This is a genomic window from Cupriavidus sp. 05T41 (assembly GCF_056396525.1).
The window spans coordinates 1-21331 of record NZ_JBFTLQ010000110.1; the positions used below are offsets into that span (position 1 = coordinate 1).

Sequence of the window (21331 nt, forward strand, 5' to 3'; positions counted from 1 at the left end):
TGGCATTGCCGGCCGCCGTGCCCGCGCCGCCGCCCAGCGCGCCGCCGATGATGGCGCCGGTGCGCTCGCGACGGTTGGAGGTGACCGCGCCGCCTGCGCCGCCGCCTACTGCGCCGCCGATCACCGCGCCGGTCGAGCCGCCGAGTGCGCCGCCCACCGCCGCGCCGGCGACACCGCMGAGTGCGCCGCCGAGGGCATTGTTCATATCGCCCGCAAACACCGGCAGCGCGGATGCCGCCAGGGCGATGGCCAGGGTGAAACTGCGAACGGTGTGCCGAGACATGTTCTTCTTCCTTGGGTTAGCAATGATTATCAACTTTTKACGCAAGTGTAGAGAGGTCGCCCCAAGCTTGCTGTAACCACGTGTAAGGCCCTGTAACGGCTAGGGAAACGCAAAAAGGGCCGCTTTCGCAGCGGCCCCCCTAAAGCATCACTTGCACCCCGGATTACGCGCCGGACTGCGCACAATCCGGCGGCTTAGCAGCACTTGCCTTGTCCCCCGCCGTAGCGCGCTTCCTGGCGTTCGCGGAAAAATTCCTCGTAGCTCATCGGCGCGCGGTCGGGGTGGGTGCTTTCCATGTGCGCCACGTAGGTCTGGTAGTCCGGCAGCCCCACCATCAGGCGCAGGGACTGGCCGAGGTAGCGGCCCATGGTTCCCAGTTGCTCGATCATGACGATTCTCCTGTTCCTGTAGCGGGTTCGGGCGTACTCAGTGCTGCGCCGAGGTCGTTGCCGGCATCKGCTCGACCGGCGTCTCGCGGTCGGTCGGGCGGCTCGCGGCGCGCGCGGCCAGCGCGGTCTTGAAGCCGTAGAACACGACCGACAGCACCACGAACATGAACAGCGCGCACAGGCCGGCGTCCAGGTAGTCGTTGAAGACGATGCGGTGCATCTGCTCCATCGACTTGGCCGGGGCCAGCACCTTGCCCGCGGCGATGGCGTCGCTGAACCTGGCCGCGTGGGTCAGGAAGCTGACCTTGGGATCGGCGTCGAACAGCTTCTGCCAGCCGGCKGTCAGCGTGCAGATCAGCAGCCAGATKGTGGGCACCAGGGTGACCCAGGCGTACTTGCCGCGCTTCATCTTCACCAGCACGCAGGTACCGAGCACCAGTGCCACCGCGGCCAGCATCTGGTTGGAGATGCCAAACAGCGGCCACAGCGTGTTGATGCCGCCCAGCGGGTCGACCACGCCCTGGTACAGGAAATAGCCCCAGAACGCCACGCACAGCGCGGTGGCGATCAGGTTGGCAGGCAGCGAGTCGGTGCGGCGGAACGAGGGCACGAAGCTGCCCAGCAGGTCCTGCAGCATAAAGCGCCCGGCGCGGGTGCCCGCGTCCACGGCGGTCAGGATGAAGAGCGCCTCGAACAGGATGGCGAAGTGGTACCAGAAGGCCATCATGGCCTGGCCGCCCACCACCTGGTGCAGGATGTGGGCAATGCCCACCGCCAGCGTCGGCGCGCCGCCGGCACGCGAGATGATGGTGTTCTCGCCGACGTCCTTGGCGGTCTGGATCAGCACGTCAGGCGTGATCACGAAGCCCCAGCCGGACACCACCGCGGCCACCGCTTCCGGCGACGTGCCGATCACGGCGGCCGGGCTGTTCATGGCGAAGTACACGCCCGGCTCGATCACCGAGGCGGCCACCAGCGCCATGATGGCGACGAAGGAYTCGGCCAGCATCGCGCCGTAGCCGATGAAGCGCATGTGCGACTCGCTCTCCAGCAGCTTKGGCGTGGTGCCCGAGGAGATCAGCGCATGGAAGCCCGACACCGCGCCGCAGGCGATGGTKATGAAGAGGAACGGGAACAGGTTGCCCGACCACACCGGCCCGCCGCCCTTGGCGAACTGCGTGAACGCCGGCATCTTCAGCTCCGGCGCCACGATCACGATRCCCACGGCCAGCGCGATGATGGTGCCGATCTTGAGGAAGGTCGAGAGGTAGTCGCGCGGGGCCAGCAGCAGCCACACCGGCAGCACCGCGGCGATAAAGCCGTAGACGATCAGCATCCACGTCAGGGCCTTGCCGTCGTACGTGAACAGCGGCGCCAGCACGGCGCTCTCGTGCACGTACTGGCCGCCGATGATGGCCAGCATCAGCAGCACGAAGCCGATCACCGACACCTCGCCGATGCGGCCCGGGCGGATGTAGCGCGTGTACACGCCCATGAAGATGGCGATGGGAATCGTCACGCCCACGGTGAAGGTGCCCCACGGCGAGCCSGCCAGCGCCTTCACCACGATCAGCGCCAGCACCGCCAGGATGATGATCATGATCATGAAGCAGCCGAACAGCGCGATCATGCCCGGCACCGTGCCCATCTCGGACTTGATCAGGTCGCCCAGCGAGCGGCCGTCGCGGCGCGTGGAGATGAACAGCACCATGAAGTCCTGCACCGCGCCGGCGAACACCACGCCGGCCAGGATCCACAGCATGCCGGGCATGTAGCCCATCTGCGCGGCCAGCACCGGGCCCACCAGCGGGCCGGCGCCGGCGATCGCGGCGAAGTGGTGGCCGAACAGCACCGCCTTGTTGGTCGGCACGTAGTCCAGCCCGTCGTTGTGGCGCCAGGCCGGCGTCATGCGCTTGGGGTCGAGCTGCATGACCTTGTCGGCGATGAACTTGCTGTAGTAGCGGTAGGCGATCAGGTAGATGCAGATCGCGGCGACCACGATCCACAGGGCACTGACGGCTTCGCCGCGAGATAGTGCAACGGTGGCAAAGGCGAAGGCGCCGAGTACGGCGACGGCCAGCCACACCAGGTGTTGCCCGATGCGATTCATGATGAGGGTCTCCTCAGACCGTTTATGGAAATGCCGGCGGCGGCAGGTCCGGCATGCATGGCGCGGCGCGCGGGGGCGTCCAAGCGGACGGCGCGCGCCGGGGACGGCGGGCTGACGAGGGGGTGGCGTGGTTGTCTCCTGCCAGTTTTTCGTCGGTGCCCGGTGAGTCTCGCAAGCTCCGGATCTGGTCGTCGCAGGCGGGCGATGCTGCCGGCAATCGCTGGCCGCACCCGCTGCGCAGGACGCATGCATGATGCTGCGTGGCAGCGGTCGCACGTCCGGCGTGTAGTATTGACACCCGCCCCTGGCGGCACAAGCGCGGAACTACGCAGCCACGTTGCGTGTTACTACGTAGATCCACGGTCATATGCCGCTTGCGCGTCATCCGTGTTTACCCCGGGGACGCACCCGGCGCCATCCCGGCACCACGCAAGCACCACGCGAGCACCACTCGAGCACTACTCAGGCACTGCCCCGGCATCGATGAAACTCCGTCAGAAGATCCTGCTGCTGGCCGTCGCGCCGCTCGCCGTCGCCATGTTCGGCATCGCGCTGGCGGTGCGCTACCAGGCCACCGCGCTGGCCCGCCACGAGCGCACCCTGGTCGAGGCGGCTTACCTGCAGAGCAAGGAGGTCGAGCTGCGCCACTACGTAGAGCTGGCGCAGAGCGCGATCGCGCCCATGGTGCACTCGGGCCGCAACGACGACGCCACCCGCCACGCCGCCATGGAAGCGCTGGCGCGCCTGGACTACGGCCCCGACGGCTACTTCTTCCTCTACGACATGCAGGGCMGCAACCTGATGCACCCGCGCCAGCCCGAGCTGGTGGGACAGGACCTGTGGAGCCTGCGCGACCCGCAGGGCGCGCTCACCATCCAGCGGCTGATCGCGGCCGCGCGCGCCGGCGGCGGTTCGGTGCGCTACATGTGGAAGAAGCCGTCGTCCCAGCAGGTGGCGCCCAAGCTCGGCTACGTGGTCGGGGTGCCGGAATGGAACTGGATGCTTGGCACCGGCATCTACCTGGACGACGTCGAGCGCACCCTGCGCCAGCTCGATGCGCGCGCCGAGACCGATATCCGCGAAACCATGGCATGGATCGGCGTGATCGCCGCCATCAGCATCCTGCTGGTGGCCGCCAGCGGGCTGGCCCTCAACGTGAGCGAGCATCGCGAGGCCGACGCCAAGCTGCGCCAGCTGGCCCAGCGCGTGGTGCAGTCGCAGGAAGAAGAACGGGCACGGCTGTCGCGCGAGCTGCATGACGGCATCAGCCAGTTGCTGGTGTMGGTCAAGCTGCTGCTGGAAACCGCGGCCAACCGCCTGCGCCTGGCGCCGGGCGAAGGCGCCACGGTGTCGCCCGTGCTCGGCACCGCGCTGGCACGCCTGGACAGCGTGTTCAACGAAGTGCGGCGGGTGGCGCGCAACCTGCGCCCCGCCCTGCTCGACGATCTCGGCCTCTACGCCGCGCTGGAGCATCTGGCGCGCGAGATGCAGGAAGGCAGCGGCCTGCGCATCGCCGTCTCGCGCAGCGGCACGCCGCGCGAGCTGCCCGACGAGCAGGCCACCGCGCTGTTCCGCATTGCCCAGGAGGCGCTGACCAATGTGGAGCGGCATGCTCACGCGCGCCATGTGGCGCTGGAACTGGCCTTCGATGCCGATGCCACCCGGCTGACGGTGCAGGACGACGGCGCCGGCTTCGACGTGGCGCGCATGCAGCACGACCCCAAGCGTGGCATCGGCCTGCGCAACCTGCGCGAGCGCACCGCCGCGCTGGGCGGCGAGTTCGAGATCAGCTCCCGTCCCGGCGCCACCCGCCTGCACGCCGCGGTGCCACTGCCGCGCCCGGGCCCCGCGCCCGCCGCGGCCCGACAAGACAGCTCAGGAAATCCATCATCATGACCCAAGCCCCTGCCCGCGTGCTGCTGATCGACGACCACGCGCTGGTGCGCGACGGCATGCGCATGCGCCTGGGCCTGCAGCCCGAGCTGAGCGTGGTCGGCGAAGCCGACGACGGCGAGGCCGCGCTGGCCTGGCTGGCCCGGGCCGCGCCCGAGCAGATGCCYGAACTGGTGATCACCGATATCGGCATGCGCGGCATGGGCGGCATCGCGCTGGCCGCCGCGCTGCACGACKACTATCCCGAGCTGGCCGTGCTGGTGGTGTCCATGCACGACAACCTGGAGTATGTGCGACAGGCGATCCGCGCCGGCGCGCGCGGCTATGTGCTCAAGGACGCGCCCGCCGACGAACTGATGGCGGCCATCGGCGCCGTGCTCGCCGGCCGCGTCTTCTACAGCGCCCGCATTGCGCGCCGCATGGTCGAGGAAAGCCCCGCCGCCGGGCCGCTCGATGCGCTCACGCCGCGCGAGCGCGACATCCTCAACTGCATCGGGCGCGGGCAKGCCAACAAGGACATCGCCGCCGCGCTGGGCGTATCGGTGCGCACCATCGAGACGCACCGGCTCAATCTGCGCCGCAAGCTCGGCATCGAAGGCCGCGCGGAACTGGTGAAGTACGCGGTGGAGCAGCTCGGCGCGGGCACGGCGGGCGATACGCCGCCGGGCACGTAGCCCGTGGCGGCTCTGGCGAGCATCGGCGCGCAAGACGCCGGCCAAAAGAAAAAGCCCCCTGTTTCCAGGGGGCTCTCGCCTGCAGCCGGAATCGCGGCGGCTTAGTCAGCCAGGCGCTTGGCCAGTGCGGCCTTGGTGTCCACCAGCGCCTGCGGCAGGTTGTGCTTGAGCTGGGTGAACAGCTCTTCGTGCAGGGTCAGCTCGCGCTGCCATGCGGCGTGGTCGATCGAGGTGACCTGGTCGAACTGCTGGCGCGTGAATTCCAGCCCTTCCCAGTTCAGGTCCTCGAAGCGCGGCGAGGTGCCGAACACGTGGTCGGTGCCCTTGCCGTGTCCTTCGACGCGGTCGATCATCCACGACAGCACGCGCATGTTCTCGCCGAAGCCCGGCCACACGAAGTTGCCGTCCGCGTCCTTGCGGAACCAGTTGACGCAGTAGATGCCCGGCAGCCTGGCGCCGCTGGCTTCGAGCTTCTTGCCCAGCGCCAGCCAGTGGCCGAAATAGTCGGCCATGTTGTAGCCGCAGAACGGCAGCATGGCGAACGGGTCGCGGCGCACCACGCCTTGCTGGCCGGCCGCCGCGGCGGTGGTTTCCGAGCCCATGGTGGCGGCCATGTAGACGCCTTCGGTCCAGTTGCGCGCCTCGGTCACCAGCGGCACCGTGGTGGAGCGGCGGCCGCCGAAGATGAAGGCGTCGATGGCGACGCCGGCCGGGTTGTCCCAGTTATCGTCGATCGACGGGCACTGCACGGCCGGCGCGGTGAAACGGGCGTTCGGGTGCGCGGCCTTGGCGCCGGTCTCGCGGGCGATGGCCGGGGTCCAGTCCTTGCCCTGCCAGTCGACCAGGTGGGCCGGGGCTTCCTTGCTCATGCCTTCCCACCACACGTCGCCGTCGTCGGTCAGCGCCACGTTGGTGAAGATGACGTTTTCCTTGAGCGTCGCCATCGCGTTGAAGTTGGTCTTCTCGCTGGTGCCCGGGGCCACGCCGAAGTAGCCGGCTTCCGGGTTGATGGCGTACAGGCGGCCGTCCTGGCCCGGCTTGATCCAGGCGATGTCGTCGCCGATGGTGGTGACCTTCCAGCCTTCGAAGCCCTTGGGCGGGATCAGCATGGCGAAGTTGGTCTTGCCGCAGGCCGACKGGAAGGCGGCCGCCACGTGGTACTTCTTGCCCTCGGGCKAGGTCACGCCCAGGATCAGCATGTGTTCGGCCAGCCAGCCTTCGTCACGGCCCATGGTGGAAGCGATGCGCAGGGCGAAGCACTTCTTGCCCAGCAGCGCGTTGCCGCCATAGCCCGAGCCATACGACCAGATCTCGCGCGTTTCCGGGAAATGCACGATGTACTTGGTGGCGTTGCAGGGCCAGGGCACGTCCTTCTCGCCCGCGGCCAGCGGCTTGCCGACGGTGTGCACGCAAGGCACGAAGTCGCGGTCGGTGCCGAGCACGTCGAACACCGCGCGGCMCATGCGGGTCATGATGCGCATGTTCACCGCCACATACGGCGAATCGGACAGTTCCACGCCGATATGGGCGATCGGCGAGCCCAGCGGGCCCATCGAGAACGGCACCACGTAGAGGGTGCGGCCGCGCATGCAGCCTTCGAACAGGCCGGCCAGGGTCTGGCGCATTTCGGCCGGGGCGGTCCAGTTGTTGGTGGCGCCCGCATCTTCCTGCTTTTCCGAGCAGATGAAGGTGCGGTCTTCGACGCGTGCCACGTCCGACGGATCGGACAGCGCGAGGAAGGAGTTCTTGCGCTTGGCCGGGTTGAGGCGCTTCATGGTGCCCGCGGCGACCATCTGGTCGCACAGGCGGTCGTACTCGTCCTGCGAGCCGTCGCACCAGTAGATATTGTCGGGTTTGGCAAGCGCCGCGATCTCGGCTACCCAGGCGACCAGCTTCTGGTGCTTGACCCAGGCCGGAACGTTGAGTGCGGGCGTGCCMTGCATGGCGGGATGGTTCATACAGTTACTCCAAAGCGAAAAAGAATTCTTTCCAAAGCCTGGGCCGCGCCATCGCGTCGCCRCGTGCAGGCGGCACCGGGATATCCAACGGGCCAACATCGTCACATCCCGTTACAACTGAGCGGCAGCCCCGACCCAGCAAAAGGTCGCGGCGKGCCTCGTGGCTGCGCTACAGTTGCGCTTTCCGCGCGACAGGGCCGGGCAGGCTTTGTCCGACACAATCCAGCGGACGGGAGCGTGGCTCGACCGACAATCCGGTAGCATCGGAGCCGGCAAGGATACCACTGCCTCGGGCCGCTGTTTTTTGCTCCGCAGCAATGTTGGCGCAGTGCCGGCGCATCTTTCCTGCCGTGCCGTATTGTCCTGTTCACCTGCCTGGCAGCGCACTTCTGCCTTGCGCCAAAAAGTCTGCGCCGCACGCCGCACCTGCGGCAGTGTMGCGCGGCAGGTAGTAAAACAATACAGTGGATGCGCGCCCCGCTTTGTGGTCGCGCGCACCTTAGCCATTGCCAAACCAGAGTTGCCGATGAAGATTGCCGTACTCGACGATTACCAGGACTCCGTTCGCAAACTGCCCTGTTTCAGCCTGCTCGACGGCCATGACGTCAAGGTGTTCAACAACACCGTGAAGGGCGTCGGCCAGCTGGCGGCGCGCCTGTCGGACGTGGAGGCCGTGGTGCTGATCCGCGAACGCTCGCGCATCCCCCGCCAACTGCTGGAAAAACTGCCCAAGCTCAAGATCGTCAGCCAGACCGGCCGCGTCGGCGGCCATGTCGACATCGATGCCTGTACCGAGCGCGGCGTGGCAGTGCTGGAAGGCTCCGGCTCGCCGGTGGCGCCGGCCGAACTCACCTGGGCCCTGATCATGGCGGCCCAGCGCCGCATTCCCCAGTACGTGGCCAGCCTCAAGCACGGCGCCTGGCAGCAGTCCGGGCTCAAGTCCACCACCATGCCGCCCAATTTCGGCCTGGGCCAGGTGCTGCGCGGGCAGACGCTGGGCATCTGGGGCTACGGCAAGATCGGCAAGCTGCTGGCCGGCTACGGCCGCGCCTTCGGCATGAATGTGCTGGTGTGGGGCCGCGAGAACTCGCAGAAAAGCGCCCGGGAGGACGGCCTGGCGGTGGCCGAGTCGCAGGAGCAGTTGTTCGCCGAAAGCGATGTGCTGTCGCTGCACCTGCGCCTGAACGACGAGACCCGCGGGCTGGTCAAGCTGTCCGACCTCACTCGCATGAAGCCGACCGCGCTGTTCGTCAATACCAGCCGCGCCGAGCTGGTCGAGGAAAACGCCCTGCTGACCGCGCTCAACCGCGGCCGCCCGGGCATGGCGGCGGTCGACGTGTTCGAGTCCGAGCCCATCCTGCAGGGCCACGCCCTGCTGCGCATGGAAAACTGCATCTGCACGCCGCACCTGGGCTACGTGGAGCGGGAGAGCTACGAGATGTACTTCCGCATCGCCTTCCAGAACATCCTCGACGTACTGGCCGGCAAGCACGAAAGCATCGCCAATCCCAAGGCGCTGACGCCGGCCCTGTCCCGCTAGAGCCGGCACCGGAGTCCGCGGCGCGGTGCCCGGTTCGCCGCAAACGCGAACCGGGCAAACCCGCTACACTCGCCTCATCCCGCGCGGCCTCCGGCCGCGTTTTTCGTCTTTCCGCCCTCTTTTTTCTAGCGCCGCCCGCCATGGATCCCAGGCTCCTGACGCTGTGCTTCGGCAATTTCGTCATCGGCACCGGCGCGATGATCGTCACCGGCATGCTCAACGACATCGCCGGCGACTTCGGCCTGAGCGCGGGCACCGCCGGCCAGCTGATCGCGGTGTTCGCGCTGGCTACCTGCGTGGGCGCCCCGCTGTTCGCCACGCTCGGCTCGCGCATCGACCGCCGCCTGCTGCTGGCCGGATCGCTGCTGGTCTACGCCGTCATGCACCTGGCCGCGGCGCTGGCGCCGAGCTTTGCCGCCCTGATGGCGGTCCGCTTCCTGACCGCCATCGGCGCGGCCATCTATACGCCGCAGACCGCCGCCACGCTGCMGCTGCTGGTCAACGCGCAGACGCGCGGGCGCGCCATCAGCTTMGTCTTTCTCKGCTGGAGCGTGGCCAGCGTGGTCGGCGTGCCGCTGGGCACGTGGATCGCCAGCACGCTGGGCTGGCGCTTCAGCATGGCGCTGGTGGGCGTGATGGCGCTGGCCGCGGCGCTGGCCGTGTGGCGGGCGCTGCCGCCGCGGCTGTACGTGGAGCCGGTCGGCCGCGCCGCCTGGGGCGCGGTGCTGCGCCATACKCCGATGGTGCTGGTGGTGGCCACCACCATGATCCAGTCCGCCGGCATGTTCACGCTGTTTACCTACATMGCCCCGCTGTTGCGCGACGTGCACGGCATCAGCGGCGCCACGCTGAGCCTGATGTTCCTGGCCTACGGCGCCTGCGGCGTGACCGGCAATGTGCTGGCTGCCGCGCGCATGGACCGGGCTACGCCCGCGCGCATCGTCCAGGTCGCCATGCTGACCTCGCTGGCGGCGATGCTGCTGTGGCCGCTGGCCACCGTCGGCCCGGTGGCGCTGGTGCTGATCTTCATGCTGTGGGGCGTGGGMGGCTTCGCCACCAACAGCGCGCAGCAGGCGCGGCTGGTGGCGCTGGCGCCGGAGCGTGCCTCGGCCTCGATCTCGCTCAACTCTTCCTCGATCTACCTCGGCCAGGCCCTCGGCGCCATGGGTGGCGCGGCGATCTACGCCACCGCCGGCGCCGGCGCCCTGCACTGGGGCGCCRCCGTGCTGATGCTGCTGGCGCTGGGCGTGTCCCGGCGCGCGCGCGTGCTGGGCTGCCGCTGGAGCCAGCGCGAGGCACCCGCGCCACAGGCCTGAGCGCGCGTACCCGGGTCTGCGCTCAGGCCGGCATGCGCTCCGCCGCCGCCAGCGCCGCGATGTGTCGATAGAAAGCATCAGCGCCCGCCCGCGCCGATGGCCGACACGGCTGGCTTTCTGCTAATGTTTGGCTCTTGATACAAGCAGGTACCCCCCGTGCTGTAATAGTTTGTAATGGGGTGGAGGGCGCCGCCACTAGCCGCCGGCGGTCCCGATCCTGTACTAGTAGCGGTTTTGTCGCGAGTCGGCACTGGTTCCCAGAAACCGGGCCGTCGGGGAGCGGCGCCTGATGCGCGCACTGTAAGAGAGTCCTCACATGAAAACGAACGGCATCGACCAGGCCAAGGGCTTCGTCGACGGTAAGTGGAGTCCAGGCATGGGCACGGGAAAGGGACGCGTCTCCCCATGGGTGCTGGCCGTGGTCCTGGCCGCGCTGGCAGCGGGCGGATGGTACGGCTGGCGCGCGTGGCTGGCGCCCAAGCCCGCCGCAAAGGCGCCCGCCACGGTGGTGGTGAGCACGGCCGTGGTCCAGCAGGGGGACGTTCCGCTGAAAGTAAGCGCTAACGGGACGGTCAGTGCGCTGTCCACGGTCGAGGTCCGCCCGCAGGTCTCGAGCACGGTGCGCGCCGTGCACATCAAGGAAGGCCAGACCGTCAAGCCGGGTGACCTGCTGTTCACCCTGGACACCCGCATGGACGAGGCCAACCTTGCCCGCGCGCAGGCCCAGCTGATGCGCGACCAGGCCGACCTGTCCGACGCCCGCCGCACCCTGGCGCGCAGCAACGAGTTGCTCCAGCGCAACTTCATCTCCAAGAGCGCGGTGGATACCGCCCAGGCCAAGGTMGACGGCTTCGAAGCCACCATCCGCGCCGACCAGGCCGCGATCGAGGCCGGCCGCGTGGCGGTCAGCTACGGCGCCATCCGCGCCACCATCGCCGGGCGCACTGGCGTGATCAATATGTTCCCCGGCTCGCTGGTGATGCCCAACAGCGCGCTGCCGATGGTCACCATCGCCCAGATCCAGCCCATCGCCGTCACCTTCACGCTGCCCGAGCGCCAGCTCGCGGCGCTGCGCGAGGCGATGCACGCCGGCCCGGTCACCGTCACCGCGCTGCCCAACGACGGCAGCAAGAGCCCGGTCACCGGCAAGATCAGCTTCGTGGATAACACGGTCGACCCGCAGTACGGCAGCATCCGCATCAAGGCCCAGTTCGGCAACGAGGAGCAGCGCCTGTGGCCGGGCACCTATGCCAACGTCGATGTCGTGGTGCAGACCCTCAAGGGTGCGTTGTCGGTGCCGCCGCAGGCCGTGGTGACCGGCCCCGAGGGCCGCTTCGTCTACGTCGTGCAGCCCGACAACCGCGTCAAGCCGGTGCCGGTGAAGGTGCAGGTCTCGACCGCCGGCGCCGCCGTCATCGAAGGCGTGCCGCCAGGCACGCGCGTGGTGGTGGAGGGCGCGCAGAACCTGCGCGCGGGCAGCCTGGTGCGCGAAGGCGCGCCGGCGGCCAAGGCCGTCGCGGCCAGCGCCGCAKCCGCCGACGCCAAGCATTGAATTCCAGAGCCCCAACGCCATGACCCTGTCCGAGCTCTGTATCCGCCGTCCGGTGATGACGGTGCTGCTGTGCCTTGCGGTGATCGTCACCGGCATCGCGCTTTACCCCACCATCCCGATCGCGGCGCTGCCCTCGTTCAACTCGCCGGTGATCCAGGTCACGGCGACGCTGCCCGGGGCCAGCCCCGAGACCATGGCGGCCTCGGTGGCGACGCAGCTGGAAAAGCAGTTCGCCACCATTCCGGGCGTGTCGGTGATCAGCTCGTCGAACACGCTGGGCAACTCGAGCATCACCATCGAGTTCAACAACGACCGCGACATCGATGCCGCGGCCGTGGACGTGCAGGCGGCGCTGTTCCGCGCGCAGCGTTCGCTGCCGATCGAGATGACGGTGCCGCCGTCGTACCGCAAGGTCAACCCGGCCGATGCACCGGTGCTGCTGCTGGCGATCAACTCGCCGGCCATGAGCCTGGCCGAGCTCAACGCGTTCGGCGACAACCTGATCTCGCCCACGCTGGCTACCCTGCCGGGCGTGGCGCAGGTCCAGATCTTCGGCCAGAAGCGCTTCGCGGTGCGCGTGCGCGCCCATCCGGATGCGCTTGCCGCGCGCGGCCTGACGCTCGACGAGCTGGCCACCGCGCTGAACCGCGCCAACGCCAACACCCCGGTCGGCACGCTCGACGGCGCGCGCCAGACGCTCACCATCCAGGCCAACCGCCAGCTCGCCAGCGCCGACGCCTTCCGCAACATCATCGTGGCCAGCCAGCCCAGCGGMGCGCTGGTGCGGCTGTCCGACGTGGCCGAGGTGGAGGACAGCGTCGAGACCATCAAGACCGGCAGCTGGCTCAACAACGAGCGCTCCATCGTGCTGGCCGTGCTGCGCCAGCCCGACGCCAACACGGTGGYGGTGGTCGACGCCATCAAGAACGCCCTGCCCCGCCTGATCCAGCAGATGCCGGCCTCGGTGAGCGTCAACGTGGTCAATGACCGCTCGCAGTCGATCCGCGAGTCGATCCACGATGTGCAGTTCACACTGGCCCTGACCGTGGCGCTGGTGGTGCTGGTGATCTTCCTGTTCCTGCGCCGCGCCGCGGCCACGCTGATCCCCACCGTCTCGCTGCCGATCTCGCTGATCGGCACGGTGGCGCTGATGAAGGCGTTCGGCTACAGCCTGGACAACGTCTCGCTGCTGGCCATCACGCTCGCCGTGGGCCTGGTGGTGGACGATGCCATCGTGATGCTGGAAAACATCGTGCGCCATATCGAGGAAGGCGTGCCGCCGCTCAAGGCCGCGCTGGTCGGCTCGCGCGAGATGGGCTTCACCATCCTCTCGATCTCGATCTCGCTGATCGCGGTGTTTATCCCGATCTTCTTCATGCCGGGCGTGATCGGCCTGCTGTTCCACGAGTTCGCCGCGGTGGTGTCGCTGTCGATCCTGGTGTCGGCGCTGGTATCGCTGACCCTGATCCCGATGCTGTGCGCGCGCTTCCTCTCGGCCGAGAACGTGCCCATCGACGAGTCCCAGCACGCGTATGGCGACCACGCCGGCGGCGCGCACGCACCGGCCGTGGCGCAGAAGCAGACCATCGGGATGCGCTCCACGCAGTGGTTCGAGGACCTGTTCGAGTTCACGCTGCACCGCTATGCGCGTGGGCTCGACTGGTGCCTGGCCCACCGCAAGTCAGTGCTGGCGGTGGCCGGGCTGACCTTCGTGCTGACCGCGGTGCTGTTCGCCACCATTCCCAAGGGCTTTTTCCCGGAAGAAGACATCGGCCAGATCCAGGTCAACGCCGAAGGCCCGCAGGACATCTCCTTCGACGCCATGGCCGACCGCCTGCGCGACGCCGCGGAGCGCATGCGCAAGAATCCCGCGGTGCGCAGCATCGTGGTGTCGATCGGCGGCGGCAACTCGCCCGCCATCAATACCGGCCGCATGTTCGTCGAGCTCAAGCCGCTGGGCGAGCGTCCGCGCATGGCCAAGGTGGTGGAATCGCTGCGCCGCGACGTGGCCGGCATCCCGGGCCTGGCGGTCTACTTCTCGCCGGTGCAGAACCTGCGCCTGGGCGGGCGCCAGAGCAAGAGCCGCTACCAGTACACGCTGCAGAGCGTGAAGGCCGGCCAGCTGCAGGAGTTTTCCGACAAGCTGATGGTCAAGATGCGCGCCGACCCGGTGTTCCGCGACGTCACCAGCGACTCGCAGCAATCCGGCCTGGAGGCGCAGCTCTCCATCGACCGGGACAAGGCCAACGCGCTCGGCGTGCAGATCCAGGACGTGCGCCAGGCACTGTATTCCGCCTTCGGCGAGCGGCAGGTCTCCACCATCTACACGCCGATCGACAACTACTACGTGATCCTGCAGGCGGCCGACATCGACCGCGCCGACGAGACCGCGTTCTCCAAGCTCTACGTGCGCAGCAAGACCGGGCAGATGGTGCCGATCTCGGCCTTCTCCACCACCGAGCGCCGGGTCGGGCCGATTGCCGTGAACCACCAGGGCCAGCTGCCTTCGGTGACGGTGTCGTTCAATCTCGCGCCGGGCGCGGCGCTGGGCGACGCGTCTTCGAAGATCGATGCCTACCGGCAGGAGATCGCCATGCCGACCTCGATCTTCACCAGCTGGGGCGGCGACGCGGCGGTGTTCCAGTCTTCGCAGGCGACCCAGGTGCTGTTGCTGGTGGCGGCCATCGCCGTCATCTACACGCTGCTGGGCGTGCTGTACGAAAGCTACATCCACCCGCTGACCATCCTGGCCGGCCTGCCCTCGGCGGCGGTGGGCGCGCTGCTCACGCTGTTCATCTTCAATATCGAGCTGTCGCTGATCGCCACCATCGGCGTGCTGATGCTGATCGGCATCGTGAAGAAGAACGCCATCATGATGATCGACTTCGCGCTGGCGGCGCAGCGCGAGCAGGGCATGGCCCCGGCGCGCGCGATCCGGCAGGCCTGCCTGCTGCGCTTCCGCCCGATCCTGATGACCACCTTCGCCGCCGTGATGGGCGCGCTGCCACTGGCGCTCGGCCTGGGCGCCGGCGCCGAGCTGCGCCAGCCGCTCGGCCTGGCGGTGGTGGGCGGCCTGCTGTTCTCGCAGGTGATCACGCTGTTCATCACGCCGGTGATCTATCTCGCACTGGACCGCTTCTCGGGCACCGGCCCGCTGCAGATCGATGCCGAAGGCAATCGCATGCCGGTGCTGGTGGGGGGCGAGGCGGCCGTCGAGCGGCACTGAGCGCACTCACCGCGGTTGCATCCACGCCAGGGGGCGGTGCCGGTCAGCCGGCACCGCCCTTTTGCCTTGCGGCCGGCCCCGCAGGCCACATCGGTGTGGCATGGGCGGCACAATGCCTCTGCATGTCTGCTTTACAAATCGTTACCAATTGATAATAATTCGCATTCTCAATAGAGCGTAGCCGGCTGTGCCGAGCTGCGCCTGACCACGCCAGCCAGCCACCCGCACCATCGCTCCAGCCAGCCAGCGTTTCGTTTTCATATGGGGGAAAATCCATGAAACGCCGCTGTCTGGCGCGCCTGCGCGCCTCCGTCCGAGTCACGCCCATCGCCGTCTGCGCCACGCTGGCCTGCCCTGCCTTCGCCGCCGGACCGGCCGAGGAGCCGGTCCGCCMGCTGAGCGAGGTGGTGGTCACCGCCACCCGCACCGAGGAGCGCGCCGATGCGGTCGCMTCGACCATCACCGCCATCGAGGCGCGCCAGATCGAGCGCACCCAGCCGGTCGACGAAGCCGGCCTGTTCGCCGACGAACCCGATGTCGACGTGCCGCGCGACCGGCGCCGCTTCGGCACCGGCAGCATCAATATCCGCGGCATCGAGGACAACCGCGTGCTGCTGATGGTGGACGGCGTGCGCCTGCCCGACTACTACAACGGCGGCGGTCCCTCCAACCTGTCCAGTGCCACTCGCGACGCGCCCGAGTTCTCCTTCCTCAAGCGCGTCGAAGTGCTGCGCGGGCCGGCTTCCAGCCTGTACGGCTCGGACGCCATCGGCGGCGTGGTGTCCTATGTCACCAAGGATCCCGAGGACCTGATGCGCGGCAATGCCGCGGGCGGCGAAGCGGGCCTGTCGTGGAACGGCATCGACAGCGGTTTCGGCCAGACCGCGGGCGTGGCCGGCGGCAACGAAACCATCAAGGGCCTGTTCATGTACGCGCACCGCAAGGCGCACGCGGTGCAAAGCATGGGCGGCGACGATTCMACCTCCACCGGCCGCTCCGTGGCCAACCCGCAGAACAGCGAGACCAATGCCTGGCTGGGCAAGCTGGTGTTCGATCCCGCCGCCGGCCATCGCTTCAGGCTGACCTACGAGCACCGCGAGGGCGATACCTTCACCGATATCCGCCGCCTGTCGCCGTCACTGCCGCGCGTGACCTCCGCCAGCGGCACCGAGGACGTCTCGCGCAACCGCGTCAGCCTGGACTACGAATGGAAGCCGGCCAGCCGCGTGCTCGACCGACTCGGCGCCACCGTGTTCTACCAGGAGAGCGAGAACCGCACCGTGACCGACCAGGTGCGCAGCCGCACCAGCGCCGGCTGCTCCGGCTCGACGGCCGGCACCAGCCTGTGCGACGTGCACCTGCTGTTCGGCTTCCGCCAGCAGCAGACCGGCTTCAACCTGCAGGCGGACAAATCGTTCGCCATCGGCCCGGTCGGCCACCTGTTTACCGGCGGCGTGGATTTCATCCGCGTGCGCTCGAGCGAGAACCGCGACGGCACCGCGTACAACCGCACCACGGGTACGGTATCGAAGTCGCTGGCCGGCGACAACTTCCCGATCCACGATTTCCCCAGCGGCGAGACGCGCCAGACCGGCGTGTTCGTGCAGGACGCGCTGCAGTTCGCCGGCGGCCGCTTCACGCTCACGCCGGGCCTGCGCTTCGACCACTACTCGCTTGGCCCGGACGACGACAAGCTCTACAACAGCGTGGCCTCCAAGCCCGCCATCAGCAAGAGCGACTCCGCGCTCTCGCCCAAGCTGTCCGCGCTGTGGCAGGCCACCGACCGGATCAACCTGTGGGCGCAATACGTGTTCGGCTTCCGCGCGCCCAACTACCAGGAAGTCAACGGCAGCTTCCGCAATACCATCCAGGGCTACGGCGCCGCGCCCAACGGCGACCTCAACTCCGAGAAGAGCCGCTCCTTCGAGATCGGCGCGCGCTACTCCGACGAACGCGTGCAGAGCAGCGTGGCGCTGTTCGACAACCGCTACAAGGACTTCATCGAGCAGGTGCAGCTGAACTGCCCTTCCGACCCGGCCTGCCTGGCGGGGCTGCGCGCCACCTACCAGTATCGCAACCAGAGCAGCGTGCGCATCTACGGCGCCGAGTGGCGCGGCAGCTATCGCTTGCTGCCGCAATGGCGCGTCGATGGCGCGGTGGCCTATGCGCACGGCACCAACGAGCAGACCGACCGCCCGCTCAACAGCGTCTCGCCGCTGCGCGCCAGCGCCGCGCTGACGTGGGAGCGCGGCAGCAACAGCCAGGGCCAGGGCGCCAGCCTGCGCTGGCGCGGCGCGCGTCCCGTCACGCGCACCGACGACAGCAGCTTCACCTACTTCAAGCCGGGCGGCTATGGCGTGACCGACGTGCAGGCGTGGTGGCGCTTCAACCGCTACGCCAGCATCGTGCTGTCGGTAAACAACCTGTTCGACAAGAAGTACTGGCTGTGGGGCGACGTGCGCCAGTCCGGCGTGGCCGCCAGCGAACCGGGCCTGGATTTCTACACGCAGCCGGGCCGCACCTTTGCCGCCAGCGTGAAGCTGTCGTTCTGACCGAAAGGCGCATAGAACAAACCATGTCCCCACAAAGAAACGACTGCCTGCGTCTTCTGCGCGCGCTCGGCCTGCTATGGCTGGCCTTGCTGGCGTTCGGCGCCCAGCACGCTGGCGCGGCGCCGCCGCGCATCGCCGTGCTCACCACCTCGCCGGTGCCGGCCGGCAAGTTCGAGCCGCTGCAGGCGATGGCGCGCGCGCATGGCATGACGCTCGGCGCGCGCTATCTCGAACGCATGAGCGCGCAGGATGTGGCGCCGTTCATCGACGGCGCCGCAATGCTGATCCTGGATGCGCCACGCGATCACATCGTGACCGACATGCTCGCCAGGCTCGGGCCGCTGTGGACGAACGCGCGCGTGCCGCGACTGCTGATCGCCACCGACCGCTTCGAAGCGCACGGCGTCGACGCCGCGCTCGGCAAGCGCGTGCACGCGTACTACGTCAACGGCGGCCGCGCCAACTTCGACGCCATGATGCGCACGCTGGCCGCGCAGCAATTCCGGCTGCGCGCCGCCATGGGCGAAGACAGCACCATCCCCGCGCCGGTGATCTTCCCCAAGGCCGCCTACTATCACCCGCGCCTGGCGAGCGTGGTCACCGAATCGCCGGATGCCGCGCTCGCCGTCTCCGGCCATGCGGGCGAGCCGGTGATCGGCGTGGCGATCCACCAGGCCTATGTGTCGGGACTCGACAGCGCTTTCGTCGATGACCTGGTCGCGCGCATCGAGGCGCGCGGCGCCCGCGCCCTGGTGTTCTACAGCCCCGTGATGGATGCCGACGGCGTGCTGCGCATGGCCGCGCCCGGCGGCAAGCGCATCACCGACGTGCTGGTCAACGGGCAGATCATGCTCAACGCCGCGGGCCGCAAGGCCGAGTTCGAAACGCTCGGCATTCCGGTGTTGCAGGTCATGCCCTATCGCCGTGGCGACGCGCAGGACTGGGCGCGCGACCCGCAAGGCATCAGCCTCACCGACACGCCCTTCTACCTCGTGCAGCCGGAACTGGCCGGCGTCAGCGATCCCATGCTGGCGGCCGCCACTTCGCAGAAGGACGGCAGCATCGTCAGCCTGCCGGCGCAGCTCGATGCCGTCGCCGACAAGGCGCTCGCGCTCGCGCGCCTGCAGCGCACGCCGAATGCCGACAAGCGCGTGGCGGTGCTGTTCTACAACTATCCGGCGGGCGAGAAAAACCTGTCGGCATCGTTCCTCAACCTGCCGCGCAGCCTTTCGTCCACGCTTGCTTCGCTGCATGCCGCGGGCTACCGCACCGAAGCCGCGAACGAAGCCCTGCTGCAGCGCGAGCTCGGCGCGCTGCTCGCGCCCTTCTATCGCGAAGGCCAGCTCGGCCGCCTGCTCGACGCAGGCCGCGCGGCATGGATGCCGATGGCGCAATACCGCCGCTGGTACGACGCGCAGCCGGCCGGATTCCGCGCCGAGGTCAAGGCGCGCTGGGGCGAACCCGAATCATCGGCCATGGCGACCCGCCGCAACGGCGAGGCGGGTTTTGCCATCMCGCGCCTGCAGCTCGGCAACGTGGCGCTGATGCCGGTGCCGCCGCGCGGCGAGCGCGACGAAGCCGCCGAGAAAGCGCTCTACCACTCCACCAGGACGCCGCTCAACCATTTCTACATGGCCGCCTACCTGTGGGCGCGCGAAGGGCGCGACGCGCTGGTCCACTACGGCACCCACGGCACGCAGGAATGGACGCCCGGCAAGGAGCGCGGCCTGTCCGTGACCGACCAGCCCTACCTGGTGCTGGGCAGCGTGCCGGTGATCTATCCCTACATCGTCGACGACGTGGGCGAAGCGCTGCAGGCCAAGCGCCGCGGCCGCGCCACCATCGTCAGCCACCAGACCCCGCCGTTCAAGCCGGCGGGCCTGCATACGGATCTCTCCACGCTGCATGACCAGCTGCACAACTACCTGCAGCAGGACGAAGGCGCGGTGAAGGACACGCTGCGCGACGACATCCTCGCGCGCAGCGATCGCCTGCACCTGCTCGACGACATGGGCTGGCCGCGGGCACTCGCCGGCGCGCAGTTCACGGGCTTCCTCGATGCGTTGCACACGMACCTGCACGAACTCGCCGGCGCGCTGCAGCCGTACGGACTGCACACCTTCGGCGAATCGCAGCAGCCCGAGCTACGTCTCTACACGGTGATGGCCATGCTCGGCCCGGCATGGCTCAAGCGTGTGTTTCCGCAGGAGCCGGAKGAACTGTTCGCGCTCGACTACAGGCAGCTCGCGCAGACCGCGCCCTACGCCATGCTGCGCCGTTACGTAAGCGACGGCGCGCCGCTGGCCAGCCTGGCCGATGTGCGCCAGCGCGAAGACATGCAACGCGCCCGCACGCTCTACGCCAGCCTCGACGCAGCGCCCGAGGGCGAAGCGGTGCTCACCGCGCTGGCCGGCCGCTATGTGCTTGCCGGCACCGGCGGCGATCCCGTGCGCAATCCCGATGCGTTGCCGACCGGGCGCAACCTGTACGGCTTCGATCCGTCCAAGGTGCCGAGCCGCGAGGCATGGCAGGCGGGGCAGGCTGCCGCTGAAGCGATGATCGCGGACTGGCGCGCGCGCCACGGCAGATGGCCCGCCAAGCTCGCCTTCTCGCTGTGGAGCGTGGAAACCATGCGGCACCAGGGCATGCTCGAGGCACAGGCGCTGGCTGCCATGGGCATCCGCCCGCAGTGGGACGGCGGCGGCCGCGTGATCGGCGTGGAAGCGATCCCGGCGGCGGAACTCAAGCGTCCGCGCGTGGATGTGGTGCTGTCCGCCACCGGCCTCTACCGGGACCACTTTCCCAACCTGATGAAGTGGCTGGCCGAAGCCGTCAGGCTGGCCGCGGCGCAGCCCGAGCCCGACAACGCGGTGGCCGCCGGCACGCGCCTGGTGCGCGAGCGCCTGGCGCAGCTCAAGGCGCAGGACATGAGCGCGGAGCGCATMGAGGCGCTGGCGCTCACGCGCATCTTCGCCAGCGAGTCCGGCAACTACGGCACGGGCCTCAACGACGCCACCCTCGCCAGCGACAGCTTCGGCAGCGGCAAGGCGGCGGATGCGAAGCTTGCCGGCCTCTATCTCGCGCGCATGCAATACGCCTACGGCCCCGATGAAAAGACCTGGGGCGAGAAGCTGCCGCAGCTCAATCTCTATGCGGAGAATCTCAAGGGCGTGGAGGGCGCGCTGCTGGCGCGCAGCTCCAACCTGTATGGCATGCTCACCACCGACGATCCGTTCCAGTATCTCGGCGGCATCGGGCTGGCGGTGCGGCACCTCACCGGCAAGGCGCCGGAGCTGCTGATCTCCAACCTGCGCGACGCGAACCACGCGCGCACCGAAACGGCAGCGTCCTTTCTCGCCACCGAACTGCGCACGCGTTACTTCCATCCCGGCTGGATCGAGGGCATGAAGGCCGAAGGCTACAGCGGCGCGCTCAATATGCTCGACACCGTCAACAACTTCTGGGGCTGGACCGCGGTGGCGCCGGAGATCGTGCGCGACGACCAGTGGACCGAGTTCGCCGAGGTCTACGTCAAGGACAAGCACAAGCTCGGCCTCGACGAATGGTTCGAGCGCAACGCGCCCCAGGCCCAGGCGCAGGTCATCGAGCGCATGATGGAGGCCGCGCGCAAAGGCTACTGGAAGGCCGATCCCGCGCTGCTCAGGACGCTGGCCGAGCGCTGGCAGACGCTCGCGCAGCGGCACGATATCCGCAGCGACAACCGCAGCTTCAACCGTGACGTGCAGCAACAGGCTGGCGCGGCCGGCGCGCCGGGCTACGGCATGMAGGMGCCCGCGGCGGCGCCGTCCGGCGCACCAAAGCCCGCGGCACCRCAAGC

The 21331-nt window shown here is 68.6% G+C and carries 11 protein-coding genes and 1 pseudogene; 8 read left to right on the forward strand and 4 right to left on the reverse strand.

Features of this window, described 5'->3' with window-relative positions; translation table 11 throughout:
- The 3 genes and pseudogenes from AC1DKV_RS36430 to AC1DKV_RS36440 all read right to left on the reverse strand — a co-directional run.
- Positions 1–283: pseudogene (locus tag AC1DKV_RS36430) on the reverse strand (hypothetical protein); the annotation flags it as partial.
- Between the two features lie 194 nt (positions 284–477).
- Complete coding sequence (locus tag AC1DKV_RS36435) at positions 478–672, reverse strand: YbdD/YjiX family protein (RefSeq protein WP_441612827.1); 195 nt, start codon at positions 670–672, stop codon at positions 478–480.
- A gap of 37 nt (positions 673–709) precedes the next feature.
- Positions 710–2782 (reverse strand): carbon starvation CstA family protein, encoded by a 2073-nt coding sequence (locus AC1DKV_RS36440; RefSeq protein WP_477139293.1) that lies wholly within the window; start codon positions 2780–2782, stop codon positions 710–712.
- A gap of 483 nt (positions 2783–3265) precedes the next feature.
- On the opposite strand from AC1DKV_RS36440, the gene AC1DKV_RS36445 reads away from it, so the two are divergent.
- Positions 3266–4678 (forward strand): cache domain-containing protein, encoded by a 1413-nt coding sequence (locus tag AC1DKV_RS36445; protein ID WP_477139294.1) that lies wholly within the window; start codon positions 3266–3268, stop codon positions 4676–4678.
- Complete coding sequence (locus AC1DKV_RS36450) at positions 4675–5349, forward strand: response regulator (RefSeq protein ID WP_477139295.1); 675 nt, start codon at positions 4675–4677, stop codon at positions 5347–5349. Before AC1DKV_RS36445 ends, AC1DKV_RS36450 begins: the two co-directional genes overlap by 4 nt.
- Before the next feature lie 101 nt (positions 5350–5450).
- Here the strand turns inward: AC1DKV_RS36450 and AC1DKV_RS36455 are convergent, their stop codons facing one another.
- Positions 5451–7307: a phosphoenolpyruvate carboxykinase (GTP) gene (locus AC1DKV_RS36455; RefSeq protein ID WP_477139296.1), complete on the reverse strand. Its 1857-nt coding sequence runs from the start codon at positions 7305–7307 to the stop codon at positions 5451–5453.
- 526 nt (positions 7308–7833) lie between these two features.
- Between AC1DKV_RS36455 and AC1DKV_RS36460 the strand changes: the two genes are divergently transcribed.
- The 6 genes from AC1DKV_RS36460 to cobN all read left to right on the forward strand — a co-directional run.
- Positions 7834–8847, forward strand: coding sequence for a D-2-hydroxyacid dehydrogenase family protein (locus AC1DKV_RS36460; RefSeq protein ID WP_441649905.1), 1014 nt, complete (start codon positions 7834–7836; stop codon positions 8845–8847).
- A 140-nt stretch (positions 8848–8987) separates the two neighbouring features.
- Complete coding sequence (locus AC1DKV_RS36465; RefSeq protein WP_477139297.1) at positions 8988–10163, forward strand: MFS transporter; 1176 nt, start codon at positions 8988–8990, stop codon at positions 10161–10163.
- Positions 10164–10479: 316 nt separating this feature from the next.
- The gene (locus AC1DKV_RS36470) at positions 10480–11715 is read left to right on the forward strand and encodes an efflux RND transporter periplasmic adaptor subunit (RefSeq protein ID WP_477139298.1); all 1236 of its coding nucleotides are present in this window, start codon (positions 10480–10482) and stop codon (positions 11713–11715) included.
- A 19-nt stretch (positions 11716–11734) separates the two neighbouring features.
- On the forward strand, positions 11735–14941 hold the full coding sequence (locus AC1DKV_RS36475) for an efflux RND transporter permease subunit (protein WP_477139299.1): 3207 nt from the start codon (positions 11735–11737) through the stop codon (positions 14939–14941).
- Positions 14942–15216: 275 nt separating this feature from the next.
- On the forward strand, positions 15217–17493 hold the full coding sequence (locus tag AC1DKV_RS36480; RefSeq protein WP_477139300.1) for a TonB-dependent hemoglobin/transferrin/lactoferrin family receptor: 2277 nt from the start codon (positions 15217–15219) through the stop codon (positions 17491–17493).
- A 23-nt stretch (positions 17494–17516) separates the two neighbouring features.
- A partial coding sequence (gene cobN / locus AC1DKV_RS36485) for a cobaltochelatase subunit CobN (RefSeq protein ID WP_477139301.1) occupies positions 17517–21331 on the forward strand: 3815 nt, incomplete at its 3' end.